Source organism: Bradyrhizobium cytisi (genome assembly GCF_008123515.1).
GTDB classification, from domain to species: domain Bacteria; phylum Pseudomonadota; class Alphaproteobacteria; order Rhizobiales; family Xanthobacteraceae; genus Bradyrhizobium; species Bradyrhizobium cytisi.
In genome coordinates, this window is the sequence record NZ_VSSR01000071.1 from 87,621 (window position 1) to 100,513 (window position 12,893).

The window sequence follows — 12,893 nt, forward strand, 5'->3', positions numbered from 1 at the left end:
CGCTATTCGCTCCGGCTTGCGAGCGCGTTGACGGCGGCGACCGTCATCGCGGAGCCGCCGAGGCGGCCTTCGACCGTCAACGCCGGTGCCGGCGGATCGGCCATCAATGCGGCCTTGGATTCGGCCGCACCGACGAAGCCGACGGGGCAGCCGATGATCGCCGCAGGCCGCGGGCAGTCGCGGTCCTCCAGCATATTGAGAAGATGAAACAGCGCCGTCGGCGCATTGCCGATCGCGACGATCGCACCGTCGAGATGCGGGCGCCACAGTTCCAGCGCCGCCGCCGACCGTGTGTTGCGCATGGATTGCGCCAGCGCCGGAACAGTCTCGTCGCCGAGCGTGCAGATCACGGTGTTGGCCGCAGGCAATCGCGCGCGCGTAATTCCCTCCGAGACCATGCGCGCGTCGCACAGGATCGGCGCGCCCTTCTGCAGCGCTGCGCGCGCGGCGGTCGCCATATCAGGCGTGAAGCGGATATGCGCCTCGAGACCCACCATGCCGGCGGCATGGATCATCCGTACCACGACCTGCTCCTCATCAGGCGTGAAGCGCGCCAGATCGGCCTCGGCCCGGATGGTCGCGAAGGACTGCCGGTAGATCGCGGCGCCGTCGGTCTCGTAAGTATGCGGCATCAGTGCCCTCCCATCAGGATGGAGGGATCGCGAACGATATCATCGCGGTCGAGCCCGCGCAGGATCGGCTCATCGCGGGTCGACCCGCCGCGCACGAGATCGAATCCTGCTCCTGTCGCAACCAGCGTGATTGCTGCGGCGCCGGAATGGGCACAGCCCTTGGCGCAGCCCGAGACGTGAAGCCGCGAGGCCGCGCCGATGTTCGGTGCCAGCGCCGCGGCAAGTGCGCGCGTGTCGGCATGCGCCTCGCGACAGCGCGGCGCGCCGCTGCAGGCAATGACGCGGAGCGCCGGATCGTAGGCCTCGGTGATCAGGCCGGAAGCGGTCGGCATCGTCCGCTTGCCCTCGCTCAAGACCATGCGCCATGGCGTCATCCGCAGTGCATGCCCGCAGCCGGACAAGCGATTGAGCGTCGCATGCGGCATCTGCCCGAAGGCGACGCCGACCATGGCTCCTTGCGGATAAAGGCCGGGGCGCGCTGCCGCCATGATGGGCGCCGGCTCCGCCTCGCTGCGCAGCAGCTCAGGTAATTCCGCGCCAGCGGCAAGATGCTTTGCCATGCGCCCGCGCCCGCCGCTGACGCCACCGGAGGCGATGAACCAGCTTGCGAAAGCAAGTGCGGTCGTCACAGCCTCGCCGCGCGCGACGCTGCGGCCGAGCCTGGCGCCGTCTGCGCGCACGATGAGACCGCCTGCAGCATCACGCTCGATCCGCACATCCGCGGAATTGCCGGCGAGCACGCGTGACTTGCCGTCATCGATGGCGAAGCCGAATTTCGTCGGAAGCTCGAGCATCGAGTCCGCCAGCACCTCTTCGAGCTCGGCCGCAAGCGCCTGGGTCTCGTCGCCATCGCGCCAGAACGGCGTGACCAGGATGTTGCGCCGGGATTCGGTGTCGGCGTCGGGGTCGAGCAGCGTCAGTTGCGCAAGACCGTCAAGCAGCAGCCGGTGGCTGGTGTCGGTGACGCCCCTGATCTGGAGATTGGCGCGGCTGGTCACATCGATGAGGCCATTGCCGTGGCGCTCGGCCAGATGCGCAAGCCCGGAGGTCTGTGCCGCATCGAGCCGGCCGCCGAATGGGCGCACACGGACCACGAGCCCGTCGCCCGATTGCATCGGCCGCAGCGCGCCGGGACACCAGCCCTTCACCGAAGCCGCGCTCATGACGCCTCCTTCAGCGCAGCCGCAATCGAATTACGGCGCGTCCGCCAGAGCGAGGCCTCGTGCAGCCGCGTGAAGCAGGTCTCCATCGCGGCGAGCGCCGCCGGATTTTCGCCGGCCATGAAGGCACGGACGTCGGCGTCGCCCAGCGTCGCGTCGTAATAGAGATCGAACAGATGCGGCGGCACGGCATCAGCGAGATGGGCGAAGGCAGCCATGTGCTCCAGCGTCGCGGTGATCTCGGCGGCACCGCGAAAACCGTGGCGCATCATGCCGGCGATCCAGGCCGGGTTGGCCGCGCGCGCCCGCACCACCCGCGAGATCTCTTCGGTCAGCGTGCGCGCATGCGGCTCGTCGGATCGCGTCGTGTCGAGATGATAGAGCGATGGCCCCGCCGTACCGAGATGCGCGGCGGCGGCGGCGATGCCGGCTTCATGCGCGGCATAGTCGGCCGCGAGCAGCAGATCGGTTTCCGGCAGATCCTGGACGTGAACGAAAGCATCGGCGGAGGCAAGCCGCTGTTCGATGCCGGCGCGATCCGGCTTGATCTCGCCATCGGCGGAGAACGCCCAGGACGATGCCGACAGCCAGGCTTCGCCCGCGGCGTCGCGCGTCTCGGGCGTGAAGGCATCGGGGATTGCCGAGAGGCCGACGCCGTATTGTCCGGGGCGCGGCGCGAACACGCGCGAGGCGCGGTGGCGATAGGGATTCTCCTCGCCCTCCTCCTCGCGCGACGCCAGCGCCTCGGTGGCAGCCTCGAACAATTGCGCAAGGCCTGCGAACACATCGCGGAACAGGCCTGACACGCGCAGCGTGACATCGATGCGGGGACGGCCAAGCTCGGCCGGCGCGATGATGTCGTAGCCGGTGACGCGGCCGGAGGCGTGATCCCAGTGTGGCGCGAGACCGGCCAGATGCAGCGCCATCGCGAACTCCTCGCCCGCGGTGCGCATCGTCGCCGAGCCCCAGAGATCGACGACAAGGCCTTTCGGCCAGTCGCCGTGATCCTGAAGATGACGACGCAGCAGCTCTTCGGCGAGTTTTATCCCCTGCGCATGCGCCGACGGTGTCGGCACCGCGCGCGGATCGACGGCGAAGAGATTGCGTCCGGTCGGCAGCACGTCCTGCCGCCCGCGATAGGGCGAGCCTGACGGGCCCGGCGCCACGCGCTGGCCCGCGAGCGCGGCACGCAACCCGTCCCGCTCGGCCTCGCAACAGACGCCGCGGCCGAACACGTGGAGACCATCGCCGAACTGGCTTTCCTTGAGATCGCAGACGAAACGATCGATCCGCGGGATGGCTTCAGCCGGTCCGGCCGATGCATCGAGGCCGAGATCGTCTTCGAGGCCCGCTGTGCGCGCCTCGTCGCGGATCGCAGAAATCAAGCGCTGGCGGCGGGCGGGATCGAGACCATCGGCGGTCGAATATTCGTCGAGCAGACGTTCAAGCCGGCGCAGGCCTTCCGGGACCGCGGATTGTTCAAGCGGCGGCGGCAGATGGCCGATGGTCACAGCACCGATGCGCCGCTTGGCCTGCGCGGCCTCGCCGGGATCGTTGACGATGAAGGGATAGATGACGGGCAGATCGCCGATCAGCGCTTCCGGCCAACACGCGGACGACAGCGCCACCGATTTTCCGGGCAGCCATTCCAGCGTGCCATGCGCGCCCATATGCACGACGGCATCAATCCCCTGCTCCCGGAGCCAGAGATAGAACGCGACATAGGCATGGCCCGGCGTGCGGGCGAGATCGTGATAGTCGGAATCGCGCGTGATCGCGTCGCCACGCTCGGGTTGAACTGCGATGATCGAGTGGCCGCACTGGATCGCAGCGAAGTGGAACGCACCGTCGCGGCAGTTCGGATCGTTCTCCGGCGCACCCCAGGCTTGTGCGAGATCGTCCTGCAAACTTTGCGGAAGGCGCGAGAGCGCCACGCGGTACTCGGCGACGCTCCAGGTCAGTTTCTGGCTGAGCAATGTCTCGCCAAGCGCTCTGATCGGCGCAACATCGAAGCCGGCTTCAGTGAGATCGGACACCAGCGCTTCGATCGAGGCGAGCGCGTCGAGACCGACCGCATGCGCGATCCGGTGCGGACGGCCGGGATAGTTCGAGAGCACGATCGCCAACCGCTTCTCGGCGGCAGGTTTCTCCGCAAGCCGCCGCCAGGCCGTAACGCGTGCGGCGACGGCCTTCACGCGCTCCTCATCCGCCCTGTGGGCCAGATGGGAGAATTGCAAATCAGGATCGCGCATCGCTGCCGATTTGAAGCTCAGCACGCCAGCGAACAGGCGGCCGTCGACCTCGGGCAGTACCACATGCATCGCAAGATCACCCGGCGACAGGCCGCGCAGCGATTCCGCCCAGTCCTCGCGTCGCGCCGATGAGAGCGCGACCTGGAACACCGGACATGACGCGGCATCGAACGGCGTCGTGCCGTCGTCGCCCATCGCCGAGAACGCCGTCGCATTGACGATCGCCGCCGGAGGATTGTTCGCGAAATACGTCCTCAGCCAATCCGCAACGCCTGTGGCCTTCAGCGAGGTCACGAACGCGCCGTGAGCGTCAAACCCCTGTTCGCGCAGCGCCGCGATCAGCGCATCGACCGGACCGGTGTCGGCAGCCGTGAGATAGGAGCGATAGAACGTCACCAGCGCGCGTGGCTTCCCCTCGCTCAGAACCGGCGCCGCGATCACGCCGTGTGCGGGATCGTAAAAGCCCATCTCGGGAACGGTCATCTCGCCGACGACCGGCCCGGCGTATAGGCCAGATGCCAGCGCGAGTTGCGCGATCGCGGCTTGCGCGGCGACGGGGCCGCCGGTGTCGCAGAGCACTTTCAGCCGGCGCAGCGTCGAGACCGGCAAGGTGGAGTAGGCATCGAGCCGCGTGTCATCACGACCATCGGCCGGCAGCACGGCGAGCACGATGTTGCGATCTTTTGCCAACTGCTGCAGCGCCGCCAGCCCGTACGGCCAATAGGATTCGCCGCCGATCAGCCGCACCAGAATTCCGCGCGCCCGCGACAGCGTACGGTCGATATAGGTGTCGACCGAGAGCGGATGACGGAGTTCTGCTAGGTTCGCCAGCCGCAGCGACGGCAGGCTGGTGCGGCCGCGCCGCCAGCCGGCCGCGAACGCCGCGAGGTCGGAATCCGAGTACGAGAGCACCACGAGATCGGCCGGGTCCTGGCCGATGTCCCTTGGCGTCGCGGTCTCCTCGAGACCGCGGCTCTCGCGGAAGACGACGTGCATCAGACTCCCAATCCCGCCTTGATCGCGGCCGCGTCGATATCGCCGTGCTCGCCGATCACGACGAGCTTTGACTGCCTGTGACCCGCGCCCCAGGGCTTGTCGAACTGATGGCGCACACGCTCGCCGACGGCCTGCAGCAGCAGGCGCATCGGCTTGCCCGCGACCGCGATGTAGCCCTTGACGCGCAGCACGTTCTGCTCACGTGACAGCTTCTGGACCGATGCGACCAGTGCATCGATGTCAGTGACCTCAGGAAGATCGATCACGACGGAGGCAAAATCGTCGTGCTCGTGGTCCTCCTCGCCATCATGATGCGAGGGGCGCGCGGCGAGATCATTCTCGGCGGCGGCGCCGAGACCAAGGATCACGCGCGCGTCGATGGCGCCGTCGGTGATCGGCAACATCGGCACGCGGCGCGGCATCTCGGCCGTGATCGCGGCCCTTGCGGCCTCAATGCCGGCTGCGCCCGCCAGATCGGCTTTGGTCAGCAGCACGATGTCGGCGCAGGCGATCTGGTCCTCGAACACTTCCGACAGTGGCGTCTCGTGATCGAGATTTTCGTCCGCCGCGCGCTGCGCTTCGACCGCAGCCGGATCCGGCGCAAAGCGGCCGGCGGCGACCGCCTCGGCATCGGCGAGCGCGATCACGCCGTCGACCGTGATGCGCGAGCGGATCTCCGGCCAGTCGAACGCCTTGAGTAGCGGCTTCGGCAGCGCCAGGCCCGAGGTCTCGATCAGGATGTGATCAGGCCGCACCGGGCGCGCAAGCAGCTTCTCCATGGTCGGAATGAAATCATCCGCAACGGTGCAGCAGATGCAGCCATTGGCGAGCTCGACGATGTTCTCTTCGGGGCAGTTCGCATCCGCGCAGGACTTCAAGATCTCGCCGTCGACGCCTTCGCTGCCGAACTCGTTGACAAGCACGGCGAGCTTCTTGCCGTTGGGATTGGCGAGCAGATGCTGGATCAACGTCGTCTTGCCGGAGCCGAGAAAGCCGGTGACCACCGTCACAGGGACTTTTGCGAGCGAGTTCATTCGGCGGCCTCCGGCAACACGGCAATGGGGGGAATGCGGGCAAGCGACTGCTTGCGGAAGATCTCAGGCCTGCTGCGCCACGGCACGAGGCCATCGGGCGCGGCGGCATAGGCGGCAGCGCCCGCGACCACGTCCTGCGCGTTGGCATCCGACAGCCGGCCATAGACATAGGACCAGCGGCCGGGCGCGCTGAGCGCCACCGAGCAGCCCTGACTGCATGCAGACAGGCATTCGACAGGAACCACATTGACGCCGTCGGGCACGCCGGCTTCGAGGATCGCTCCATGCAGGCGCTTGCCGGGTGTCGCCTCGCCTTCGCTCGGCGTCTCGCCGGCGCGGCAGGTGATGCAGACGTGCAGTGTGACGGTCATCGCCTCTTCCAGAAGTATCTGCGGGAGGCGAAGAGGCACACGAACCGTTCTTGCGAAGGCCCGTTTCCCCGTCGCGGAACACCCCGTCCGCCGGTTCAAGAATCGTCCGCGCTGGCAGGTCTCCCGGCTTGCGGAGCAGGGTTTCCCCTTCGATCCCCGCCTTCCCGATCCCAGAGGATCAGTGGCTTTGGGCATCTCTCCGGTCACGGTCGCGGGGGCGGCTGCAGTTTGGACCCAAATCTTGCCGATTCGGACCCTATCGCATTCCCTCTTCGCCTGTCATAGGACAGGAACCAACGCCGGGTCACCATTTGCCCCCGGCCGCCTCTTGTCAAGCCGAAGGACCGGGTACGATGACGCCTGAACCGGATACAAAAACGGCCGCGGAAGCCGACGCCAGGCACGCCGCAAAAATGGCGAAGATCAAGGTCGCCCGCGACAAGATCATGGCGACCAAGAGCGGCGAAAAAGGCCTCATCATGGTCCACACCGGCGCCGGCAAGGGCAAGTCCTCCTCCGCCTTCGGCATGATCGTGCGCTGCGTCGCCCATGGCTTCCCCTGCGCCGTCGTGCAGTTCATCAAGGGCGCGTGGGATACCGGCGAGCGGCGCCTGCTCACCGGCCATTTCGGTGAGCTCTGCCAGTTCCATGCGATGGGCGAAGGCTTTACCTGGGAGACGCAGGACCGCGCCCGCGACATCGCGGCCGCGCGCGCCGGCTGGGACAAGGCCAAGGAACTGATTCTCGATTCGAGCCTGCGCATGGTCGTGCTCGACGAGATCAACATCGCGCTGCGCTACGACTATCTCGACATCGCGGAGGTCGTCGATTTCCTGAAGACCTCGAAGCCGCCGATGACGCATGTCGTGCTCACCGGCCGCAACGCCAAGGACGAGTTGATCGAGATCGCCGATCTCGTCACCGAGATGACGCTGGTGAAACATCCGTTCCGCTCCGGCATCAAGGCGCAGGCCGGCGTCGAATTCTGAAGACACCAAGCTCTGAAAAAACCAAGCTCTAATAAAACCATGGCGCGCACATTGATGATCCAGGGAGCCGGCTCGGACGTGGGCAAATCGCTCATCGTCGCCGGTCTCGCGCGCGCCTTCACGCGCCGCGGCCTCCGCGTGCTCCCGTTCAAGCCGCAGAACATGTCGAACAATGCCGCCGTCACCATCGATGGTGGCGAGATCGGCCGCGCCCAGGCGCTGCAGGCGCTCGCCGCCGGCGTCGCGCCGCACACCGACATGAACCCGGTGCTGCTGAAACCCGAGACGGATGTCGGCGCGCAGGTCATCGTGCAGGGCAAGCGCATCGCGACCGCGCGTGCGCGCGAATATGCGGCGATGAAGCCTTCCTTGATGGGCGCGGTGCTGGAGAGCTTTGAGCGGCTGAAGGCGCGCTCCGATCTGGTGCTGGTCGAAGGCGCCGGCAGTCCGGCCGAGGTGAATCTGCGCAAGGCCGACATCGCCAATATGGGCTTTGCGCGCAAGGCCGGCGTGCCCGTCGTGCTGGTCGGCGACATCGATCGCGGCGGCGTCATCGCGCAACTCGTCGGCATCAAGACCGTGATCGACCCGGATGATGCCGCGATGATCCAGGGTTTTGTCATCAACAAGTTCCGCGGCGATCCCACGCTGTTCGACGACGGCTACAGGCTGATCGAAGCGAAGACCGAATGGCGCGGCCTTGGCGTGCTGCCCTGGTTCGCGCGCGCCGGCGAGCTGCCGGCCGAGGACGCGCTGGGCTTAAGCGACGCGCGCAAGCCAGGCCAGTGCAAGATCGCCTGCCTCGCGCTGTCGCGGATCGCCAATTTCGACGATCTCGATCCGCTGAAGCTCGAGCCGGGTGTCGACCTCGTGATGGTGCGTCCGGGCGAAGCGATCCCGGGCGATGTCAGCCTCGTCATCATCCCCGGCTCAAAATCCACCCGCGGCGATCTCGCCTTCCTGCGCACACAGGGCTGGGACATCGATCTGCTCGCGCATCACCGCAGGGGCGGCCACGTGCTCGGCCTCTGCGGCGGCTACCAGATACTCGGACGCAGCGTCGCCGATCCCGATGGCATTGAGGGGCCCGCGGGCGACACGCCGGGGCTTGGCCTGCTGGATGTGGAAACGGTGATGAGCCCGCAAAAGACGCTGACGCGTGTGACGGCGGTGCATGTGGCGACGGATCAGCCGATCGAGGCCTACGAAATCCATATCGGTCGCACCGATGGACCTGATCGCGCGCGGCCATTCGCAAAACTGAACGGCGAGCCCGAAGGCGCGATCTCACGCGATGGGCGCGTGCAGGGCAGCTATCTGCACGGCCTGTTTACGTCGGACGCGTTTCGCAAGGCATTCTTGGCGAAGCTCGACATTCCCGCGGGCGACGAGCCCTATCACGCCAGGGTCGAGAGCGCGCTCGATGCGCTGGCCGATCACATCGAAAAGCATCTCGACGTCGAAGGCCTGCTCGCGCTAGCGCGCTAGCACCTCGGCAAGGCGCGACCATTCGGCCTCAGCGCCCGGAAGCCCAAGGCGCAGCCATGTCGGCTTTTGCGCGAAGACGCGGGACCAGATCTGGCCGCGTGCCAGCTTTTCCTGCGCAGCACGCGCATCCGGCGCCTCGTAGAGGCGAAACAGTGGCGCACCGCCAACCAGCCGCCAGCCTTGCGACTGCGCGATGTCGTCGAGGCGAACGCAGTCGCGGGCAAGCCGCGCTGACGTCGCCTTGGCCCAGGCGTCATTGCGCAAGGCGCGGCAGCCAATCGCGATCGCCGCGCCCGACACCGGCCATGGACCTGACGCCGCCGCGATTCTGCCGATGTCATCCGCATGGCCGATCGCAAAACCGAGCCGCAGGCCGGCAAGACCATAGAACTTTCCGAAGGAGCGCAGGATCAGCAGCCCCGGCCGCCCCGCTTCCGAAGCGAGCGAGAGCTCGGGAACGCCGTCCGCAAAACTCTCGTCGATGACGAGGTGACCGACGCGCGGCAACAGCGCGAGCAGATCCTTCGGCGCGTAACGGCGGCCGTCGGGATTGTTGGGATTGACGACAATGGCGAGGTTCGCCCCCGCCAGCGCGTCGAGCGCCCTCACCTCCTCGACCTCCCATCCTGCGGCCGACAGAACGGCGGCATATTCGTTGTAGGTCGGCGCGAGAATGCGCGCGCGGCCGCGCGGCGCGAGTTGCGGGAGCAATTGAATGGCAGCCTGTGCGCCGCCCATCGCAACGATCGGCGCGCTCGTGCGATAGGCGTGCCGGGCGGCCTGATGCAGGGCGTCGATCTCGGATCGCGACGGCAACGCCTGCCAATGATGCGCGGCGATCTCGCCCACCGGATAAGGCAGCCGGTTGATCCCGGTCGACAGATCGATCCAGTCCTCTGCGTGGCCGCCAAAATGCCACCGGGCGTGATCAAGATTTCCACCGTGCTCGCGCATGCCCTGTTCTTTCACGCGCAGGCCAGGATCGCAAGGAGCCCCGCGAGCAGCAGCATGGCCCGACGGTAGACGGTCAATCCCTCGCCGATGTCGGCCGCAAGCGGATCGCGCGCTCCTCCGTTCAGCCAGGGCTCGTCGGTGATGCTGCCGTGATAGATGCGAGGGCCGCTGAGCCGCACGCCGAGCGCTCCCGCCATCGCCGCCTCCGGCCAGCCGGCATTGGGCGATCGATGACGGCGCGCATCGCGCATCATGCACGACAGCGCAGCGGCTCGTCGCGGCGCCAGCAGCACGAATAGAAATCCGGTCAGACGCGCCGGAATGAAATTCGCGACGTCGTCGATGCGCGCCGCGGCCCAGCCAAAGGCTTCGTGCCGTTCGTTGCGATGGCCGATCATGGAGTCGAGCGTGTTGATCGCCTTGTAGCCCAAAATACCGGGCAGGCCGAACAGCGCACCCCAGAACACCGGCGCGACGATGCCGTCGGACGCATTCTCCGCAAGGCTCTCGATCGCCGCGCGCGCGATGCCGGCTTCATCGAGCGCGGCGGGATCGCGACCAACGATGCGCGAGACCGCCGCGCGGGCCGCGGCGATGTCGCCGCCCAGCAGGGGACTCGCGACCGCGGCGACATGATCATGCAACGAACGTAGCGCCACCAGCGGCCAGGCCAGGATGCCAGCCAGCGCGATTCCGATCCAACCCCAAGGAAGCAGGAACCGAAGCAAGGATTGAAGCAGCCAACCGAACGCAACCGCGAGCGCAATCACCAGAAGCGCGCCGGCGACGCCCGCAGCGCGGCGGAGCGCTGGCGGGTCAGACTCGCGATTCCAGCCGGCATCGATGGCGGCGATCAGCCCGCCCAGCCAGGTCACGGGGTGGCCGATCCGCGCAAACAGCTTTGACGGCCAGCCCAGCAAGGCATCCACCGCCATCGCCACCACCATCGCGCCCGCAAAACCCACACTGGCCTCCTGTCCCGCCCCTGTTGCGCAAAGCGAGCGGCGAGCGCAAGCCCCCGGATGCCTGATTTCGGCTTTGTCTTTGGCCGCGATTGGTGATTAGTCAGGCCCACAGGAGACCTTCATGGCCGTCATCTTGATCACGGGCGGAGCGCGATCGGGCAAGAGCAGGCGTGCGGAAACGCGCACGCGCGCCTTTCCCGGGCAGCCCGTCTATGTCGCGACGGCCGAGGCGCTCGATGCGGAAATGGAGGCGCGCATCGCAACACATCGCGCGCGCCGCGGAACCGACTGGATCGAGCGCGAGGTGCCGCTCGATCTCGTGCCCGCGTTGGTCGCAACCGATGGCGGCGGCGCGCGGCTCGTCGACTGTCTGACGCTGTGGCTCTCCAACCTGATGCATGCGGCGCGCGACTGGGAACGCGAGGTGACCGAGCTCGCCGCCGCCCTGCCCCGCCTCGGCAGCCCGGTGGTTTTCGTCACCAATGAGGTCGGTCTCGGCATCGTGCCCGACAATGCATTGGCGCGCAGCTTTCGCGACGCCGCCGGGATCATGAACCAGACCATTGCGACGGCCGCCGACGAAGTCGAGCTCGTCGTCGCCGGCCTGCCGATGAAACTGAAATGAAGCCGCGCGCCGCCATTCTGAAAGACGTGGTCGCCGATCTCAGGATCGCGGCGTCCTTTGTCACGATCGTGCCGGTGGCATCCTCAAAGCCGGCCGGCGATGGTGACATCGCGCGAGCGGTCTGGGCGCTGCCGATCGCGGGATTGCTGGTGGGCCTTGCAGGCGCAGTATCCTATGCGCTCGCGAGCAAGCTGGGACTGGCACCAGGCATGGCCGCCCTGCTCGCTCTCGCGACAACGACCCTCATCACCGGCGCGCTGCACGAAGACGGGCTCGCAGATACCGCCGACGGCCTCGGCGGCGGACGGACGCGCGAGCGCAAGCTCGAGATCATGCGCGACAGCCGGATCGGCAGCTATGGCGTCTGTGCGTTGATCCTGTCGTTCGGCCTGCGCTGGAGTGCGCTCGCCGCAATCGCCGATCCATGGGCCGTGATGCTGGCTTTGTGCTCAGCCCACGCTGCGGCCCGCGCCGGCGTGCCGGCCTTCATGTCGCTGGTCGCCCCTGCGCGTCCCGACGGGCTCTCCGCGCGCGCCGGATCGCCGCCGGGCCGCAGCGTGGCGATCGCCTTCGCTGTTGGAACGCTCGCCCTCGCCCTCGCGCTCGGACCGGCCAAGGCGCTGGTCGGCCTGGTCCTGCTCTCGCTCACCGGGCTGATCGTGGCGCAGCTTGCCATCCGTCAGATCGGCGGGCAGACCGGCGACATCCTCGGCGCTTTCGAGCAGGTCGGCGAGATCCTGATCTTGCTGGTGGCCGCAGCTTTCCTTCATGCGGGAGGATGATCGATGGTCGAGTTCGACGACGCCTTCCGCCGGCAATTGCGCGAGCTGTTCGTGTGGCGCCGCGACGTGCGCCGCTTCCGCACCGATGCGCTGCCCGACGGTGCCGTGGAGCGGCTGATCGAGACGGCCTGCCTGTCGCCGTCGGTCGGCCTGAGCCAGCCATGGCGCTTCGTCACCGTCGATGATGCGGTACGGCGCCGCGACGTGATCGACGATTTCAGGACCTGCAACGCCGACGCGCTGAACTGCTACTCCGGCGAGCGCGCCGCGCGCTATGCCGCGCTCAAGCTCTCTGGGCTCGAACAGGCACCTCGCCATCTCGCAATATTCGCGGACAAGGCCAGCGAGATCGGCCACGGCCTCGGCCGCGCGACCATGCCGGAGACAACAGAATATTCCGTGGTCGCGGCGATCACCGCCATGTGGCTCGCCGCACGCGCCGAGGGGATCGGGATCGGCTGGGTCTCGATCCTCAATCCGGAGCGCATCGGCGGCGTGCTCGACGTGCCCGCGTCCTGGAAATTCATCGCCTATCTCTGCATCGGCTATCCCGAGGCGGAGTGCGATCAGCCCGAGCTCGAGCGGGCGAATTGGGAGCACCGGCGGGGTGCAGACGAATTCACGCTGCGGCGCTAAGCGAGCTGC

At 67.4% G+C, this 12,893-nt stretch carries 12 protein-coding genes and 1 riboswitch; of the genes, 5 read left to right on the forward strand and 7 right to left on the reverse strand.

Going from position 1 to position 12,893, the window contains the following annotated elements; translation table 11 throughout:
• Positions 1–2: 2 nt before the first annotated feature.
• Genes FXB38_RS35050 through FXB38_RS35070 form a run of 5 tightly spaced genes read right to left on the reverse strand, consistent with a single transcriptional unit; the run spans position 3 to position 6,445 of the window.
• A complete protein-coding gene (locus tag FXB38_RS35050; RefSeq protein WP_148755508.1) occupies positions 3–632 on the reverse strand; it encodes a precorrin-8X methylmutase in 630 nt (209 codons plus the stop codon).
• Positions 632–1,795 (reverse strand): precorrin-3B synthase, encoded by a 1,164-nt coding sequence (cobG, locus tag FXB38_RS35055; protein WP_148755509.1) that lies wholly within the window; start codon positions 1,793–1,795, stop codon positions 632–634. The genes FXB38_RS35050 and cobG overlap by 1 nt, the downstream gene beginning before the upstream one ends.
• Complete coding sequence (gene cobN / locus FXB38_RS35060; protein WP_148755510.1) at positions 1,792–5,040, reverse strand: cobaltochelatase subunit CobN; 3,249 nt, start codon at positions 5,038–5,040, stop codon at positions 1,792–1,794. The genes cobG and cobN overlap by 4 nt, the downstream gene beginning before the upstream one ends.
• Entirely contained in the window at positions 5,040–6,074 is a 1,035-nt protein-coding gene (gene cobW / locus FXB38_RS35065; protein ID WP_148755511.1) for a cobalamin biosynthesis protein CobW, read from the reverse strand. Before cobW ends, cobN begins: the two co-directional genes overlap by 1 nt.
• Positions 6,071–6,445: a DUF1636 family protein gene (locus FXB38_RS35070; RefSeq protein ID WP_148755512.1), complete on the reverse strand. Its 375-nt coding sequence runs from the start codon at positions 6,443–6,445 to the stop codon at positions 6,071–6,073. Before FXB38_RS35070 ends, cobW begins: the two co-directional genes overlap by 4 nt.
• A gap of 96 nt (positions 6,446–6,541) precedes the next feature.
• Positions 6,542–6,758: riboswitch (cobalamin riboswitch) on the reverse strand.
• A 40-nt stretch (positions 6,759–6,798) separates the two neighbouring features.
• Here FXB38_RS35070 and cobO point away from each other — a divergent pair.
• Both cobO and FXB38_RS35080 read left to right on the forward strand, forming a co-directional pair.
• On the forward strand, positions 6,799–7,434 hold the full coding sequence (cobO, locus tag FXB38_RS35075; protein ID WP_148755513.1) for a cob(I)yrinic acid a,c-diamide adenosyltransferase: 636 nt from the start codon (positions 6,799–6,801) through the stop codon (positions 7,432–7,434).
• Positions 7,435–7,473: 39 nt separating this feature from the next.
• Positions 7,474–8,922, forward strand: a complete 1,449-nt coding sequence (locus FXB38_RS35080) for a cobyric acid synthase (RefSeq protein ID WP_148755514.1) — start codon at positions 7,474–7,476, stop codon at positions 8,920–8,922.
• Here FXB38_RS35080 and cobD read toward each other — a convergent pair.
• Both cobD and cbiB read right to left on the reverse strand, forming a co-directional pair.
• Positions 8,911–9,876, reverse strand: a complete 966-nt coding sequence (gene cobD / locus FXB38_RS35085) for a threonine-phosphate decarboxylase CobD (RefSeq protein ID WP_187435355.1) — start codon at positions 9,874–9,876, stop codon at positions 8,911–8,913. The two genes, FXB38_RS35080 and cobD, sit on opposite strands and share 12 nt — an antisense overlap.
• Before the next feature lie 11 nt (positions 9,877–9,887).
• Positions 9,888–10,841 carry an adenosylcobinamide-phosphate synthase CbiB gene (cbiB, locus tag FXB38_RS35090; RefSeq protein WP_187435356.1) on the reverse strand — a complete coding sequence of 318 codons (954 nt, stop codon included), beginning with the start codon at positions 10,839–10,841 and terminating at the stop codon, positions 9,888–9,890.
• A gap of 121 nt (positions 10,842–10,962) precedes the next feature.
• Here cbiB and cobU point away from each other — a divergent pair, with 121 nt between their 5' ends.
• Genes cobU through bluB form a run of 3 tightly spaced genes read left to right on the forward strand, consistent with a single transcriptional unit; the run spans position 10,963 to position 12,884 of the window.
• Positions 10,963–11,466 carry a bifunctional adenosylcobinamide kinase/adenosylcobinamide-phosphate guanylyltransferase gene (cobU, locus tag FXB38_RS35095; RefSeq protein ID WP_148755516.1) on the forward strand — a complete coding sequence of 168 codons (504 nt, stop codon included), beginning with the start codon at positions 10,963–10,965 and terminating at the stop codon, positions 11,464–11,466.
• On the forward strand, positions 11,463–12,248 hold the full coding sequence (gene cobS / locus FXB38_RS35100) for an adenosylcobinamide-GDP ribazoletransferase (protein WP_148755517.1): 786 nt from the start codon (positions 11,463–11,465) through the stop codon (positions 12,246–12,248). The genes cobU and cobS overlap by 4 nt, the downstream gene beginning before the upstream one ends.
• Before the next feature lie 3 nt (positions 12,249–12,251).
• Entirely contained in the window at positions 12,252–12,884 is a 633-nt protein-coding gene (gene bluB / locus FXB38_RS35105; RefSeq protein WP_148755518.1) for a 5,6-dimethylbenzimidazole synthase, read from the forward strand.
• The last annotated feature ends 9 nt before the right edge of the window (positions 12,885–12,893 follow it).

Coding starts and splice junctions, on each gene's coding strand:
- cobS (WP_148755517.1), top strand. CDS start 11,463: ATGAAGCCGCGCGCCGCCATTCTGAAAGACGTGGTCGCCGATCTCAGG.
- FXB38_RS35070 (WP_148755512.1), bottom strand. CDS start 6,445: ATGACCGTCACACTGCACGTCTGCATCACCTGCCGCGCCGGCGAGACG.
- cobO (WP_148755513.1), top strand. CDS start 6,799: ATGACGCCTGAACCGGATACAAAAACGGCCGCGGAAGCCGACGCCAGG.
- FXB38_RS35080 (WP_148755514.1), top strand. CDS start 7,474: ATGGCGCGCACATTGATGATCCAGGGAGCCGGCTCGGACGTGGGCAAA.
- FXB38_RS35050 (WP_148755508.1), bottom strand. CDS start 632: ATGCCGCATACTTACGAGACCGACGGCGCCGCGATCTACCGGCAGTCC.
- cobD (WP_187435355.1), bottom strand. CDS start 9,876: ATGCGCGAGCACGGTGGAAATCTTGATCACGCCCGGTGGCATTTTGGC.
- cobU (WP_148755516.1), top strand. CDS start 10,963: ATGGCCGTCATCTTGATCACGGGCGGAGCGCGATCGGGCAAGAGCAGG.
- cobG (WP_148755509.1), bottom strand. CDS start 1,795: ATGAGCGCGGCTTCGGTGAAGGGCTGGTGTCCCGGCGCGCTGCGGCCG.
- cobW (WP_148755511.1), bottom strand. CDS start 6,074: ATGAACTCGCTCGCAAAAGTCCCTGTGACGGTGGTCACCGGCTTTCTC.
- cobN (WP_148755510.1), bottom strand. CDS start 5,040: ATGCACGTCGTCTTCCGCGAGAGCCGCGGTCTCGAGGAGACCGCGACG.
- bluB (WP_148755518.1), top strand. CDS start 12,252: ATGGTCGAGTTCGACGACGCCTTCCGCCGGCAATTGCGCGAGCTGTTC.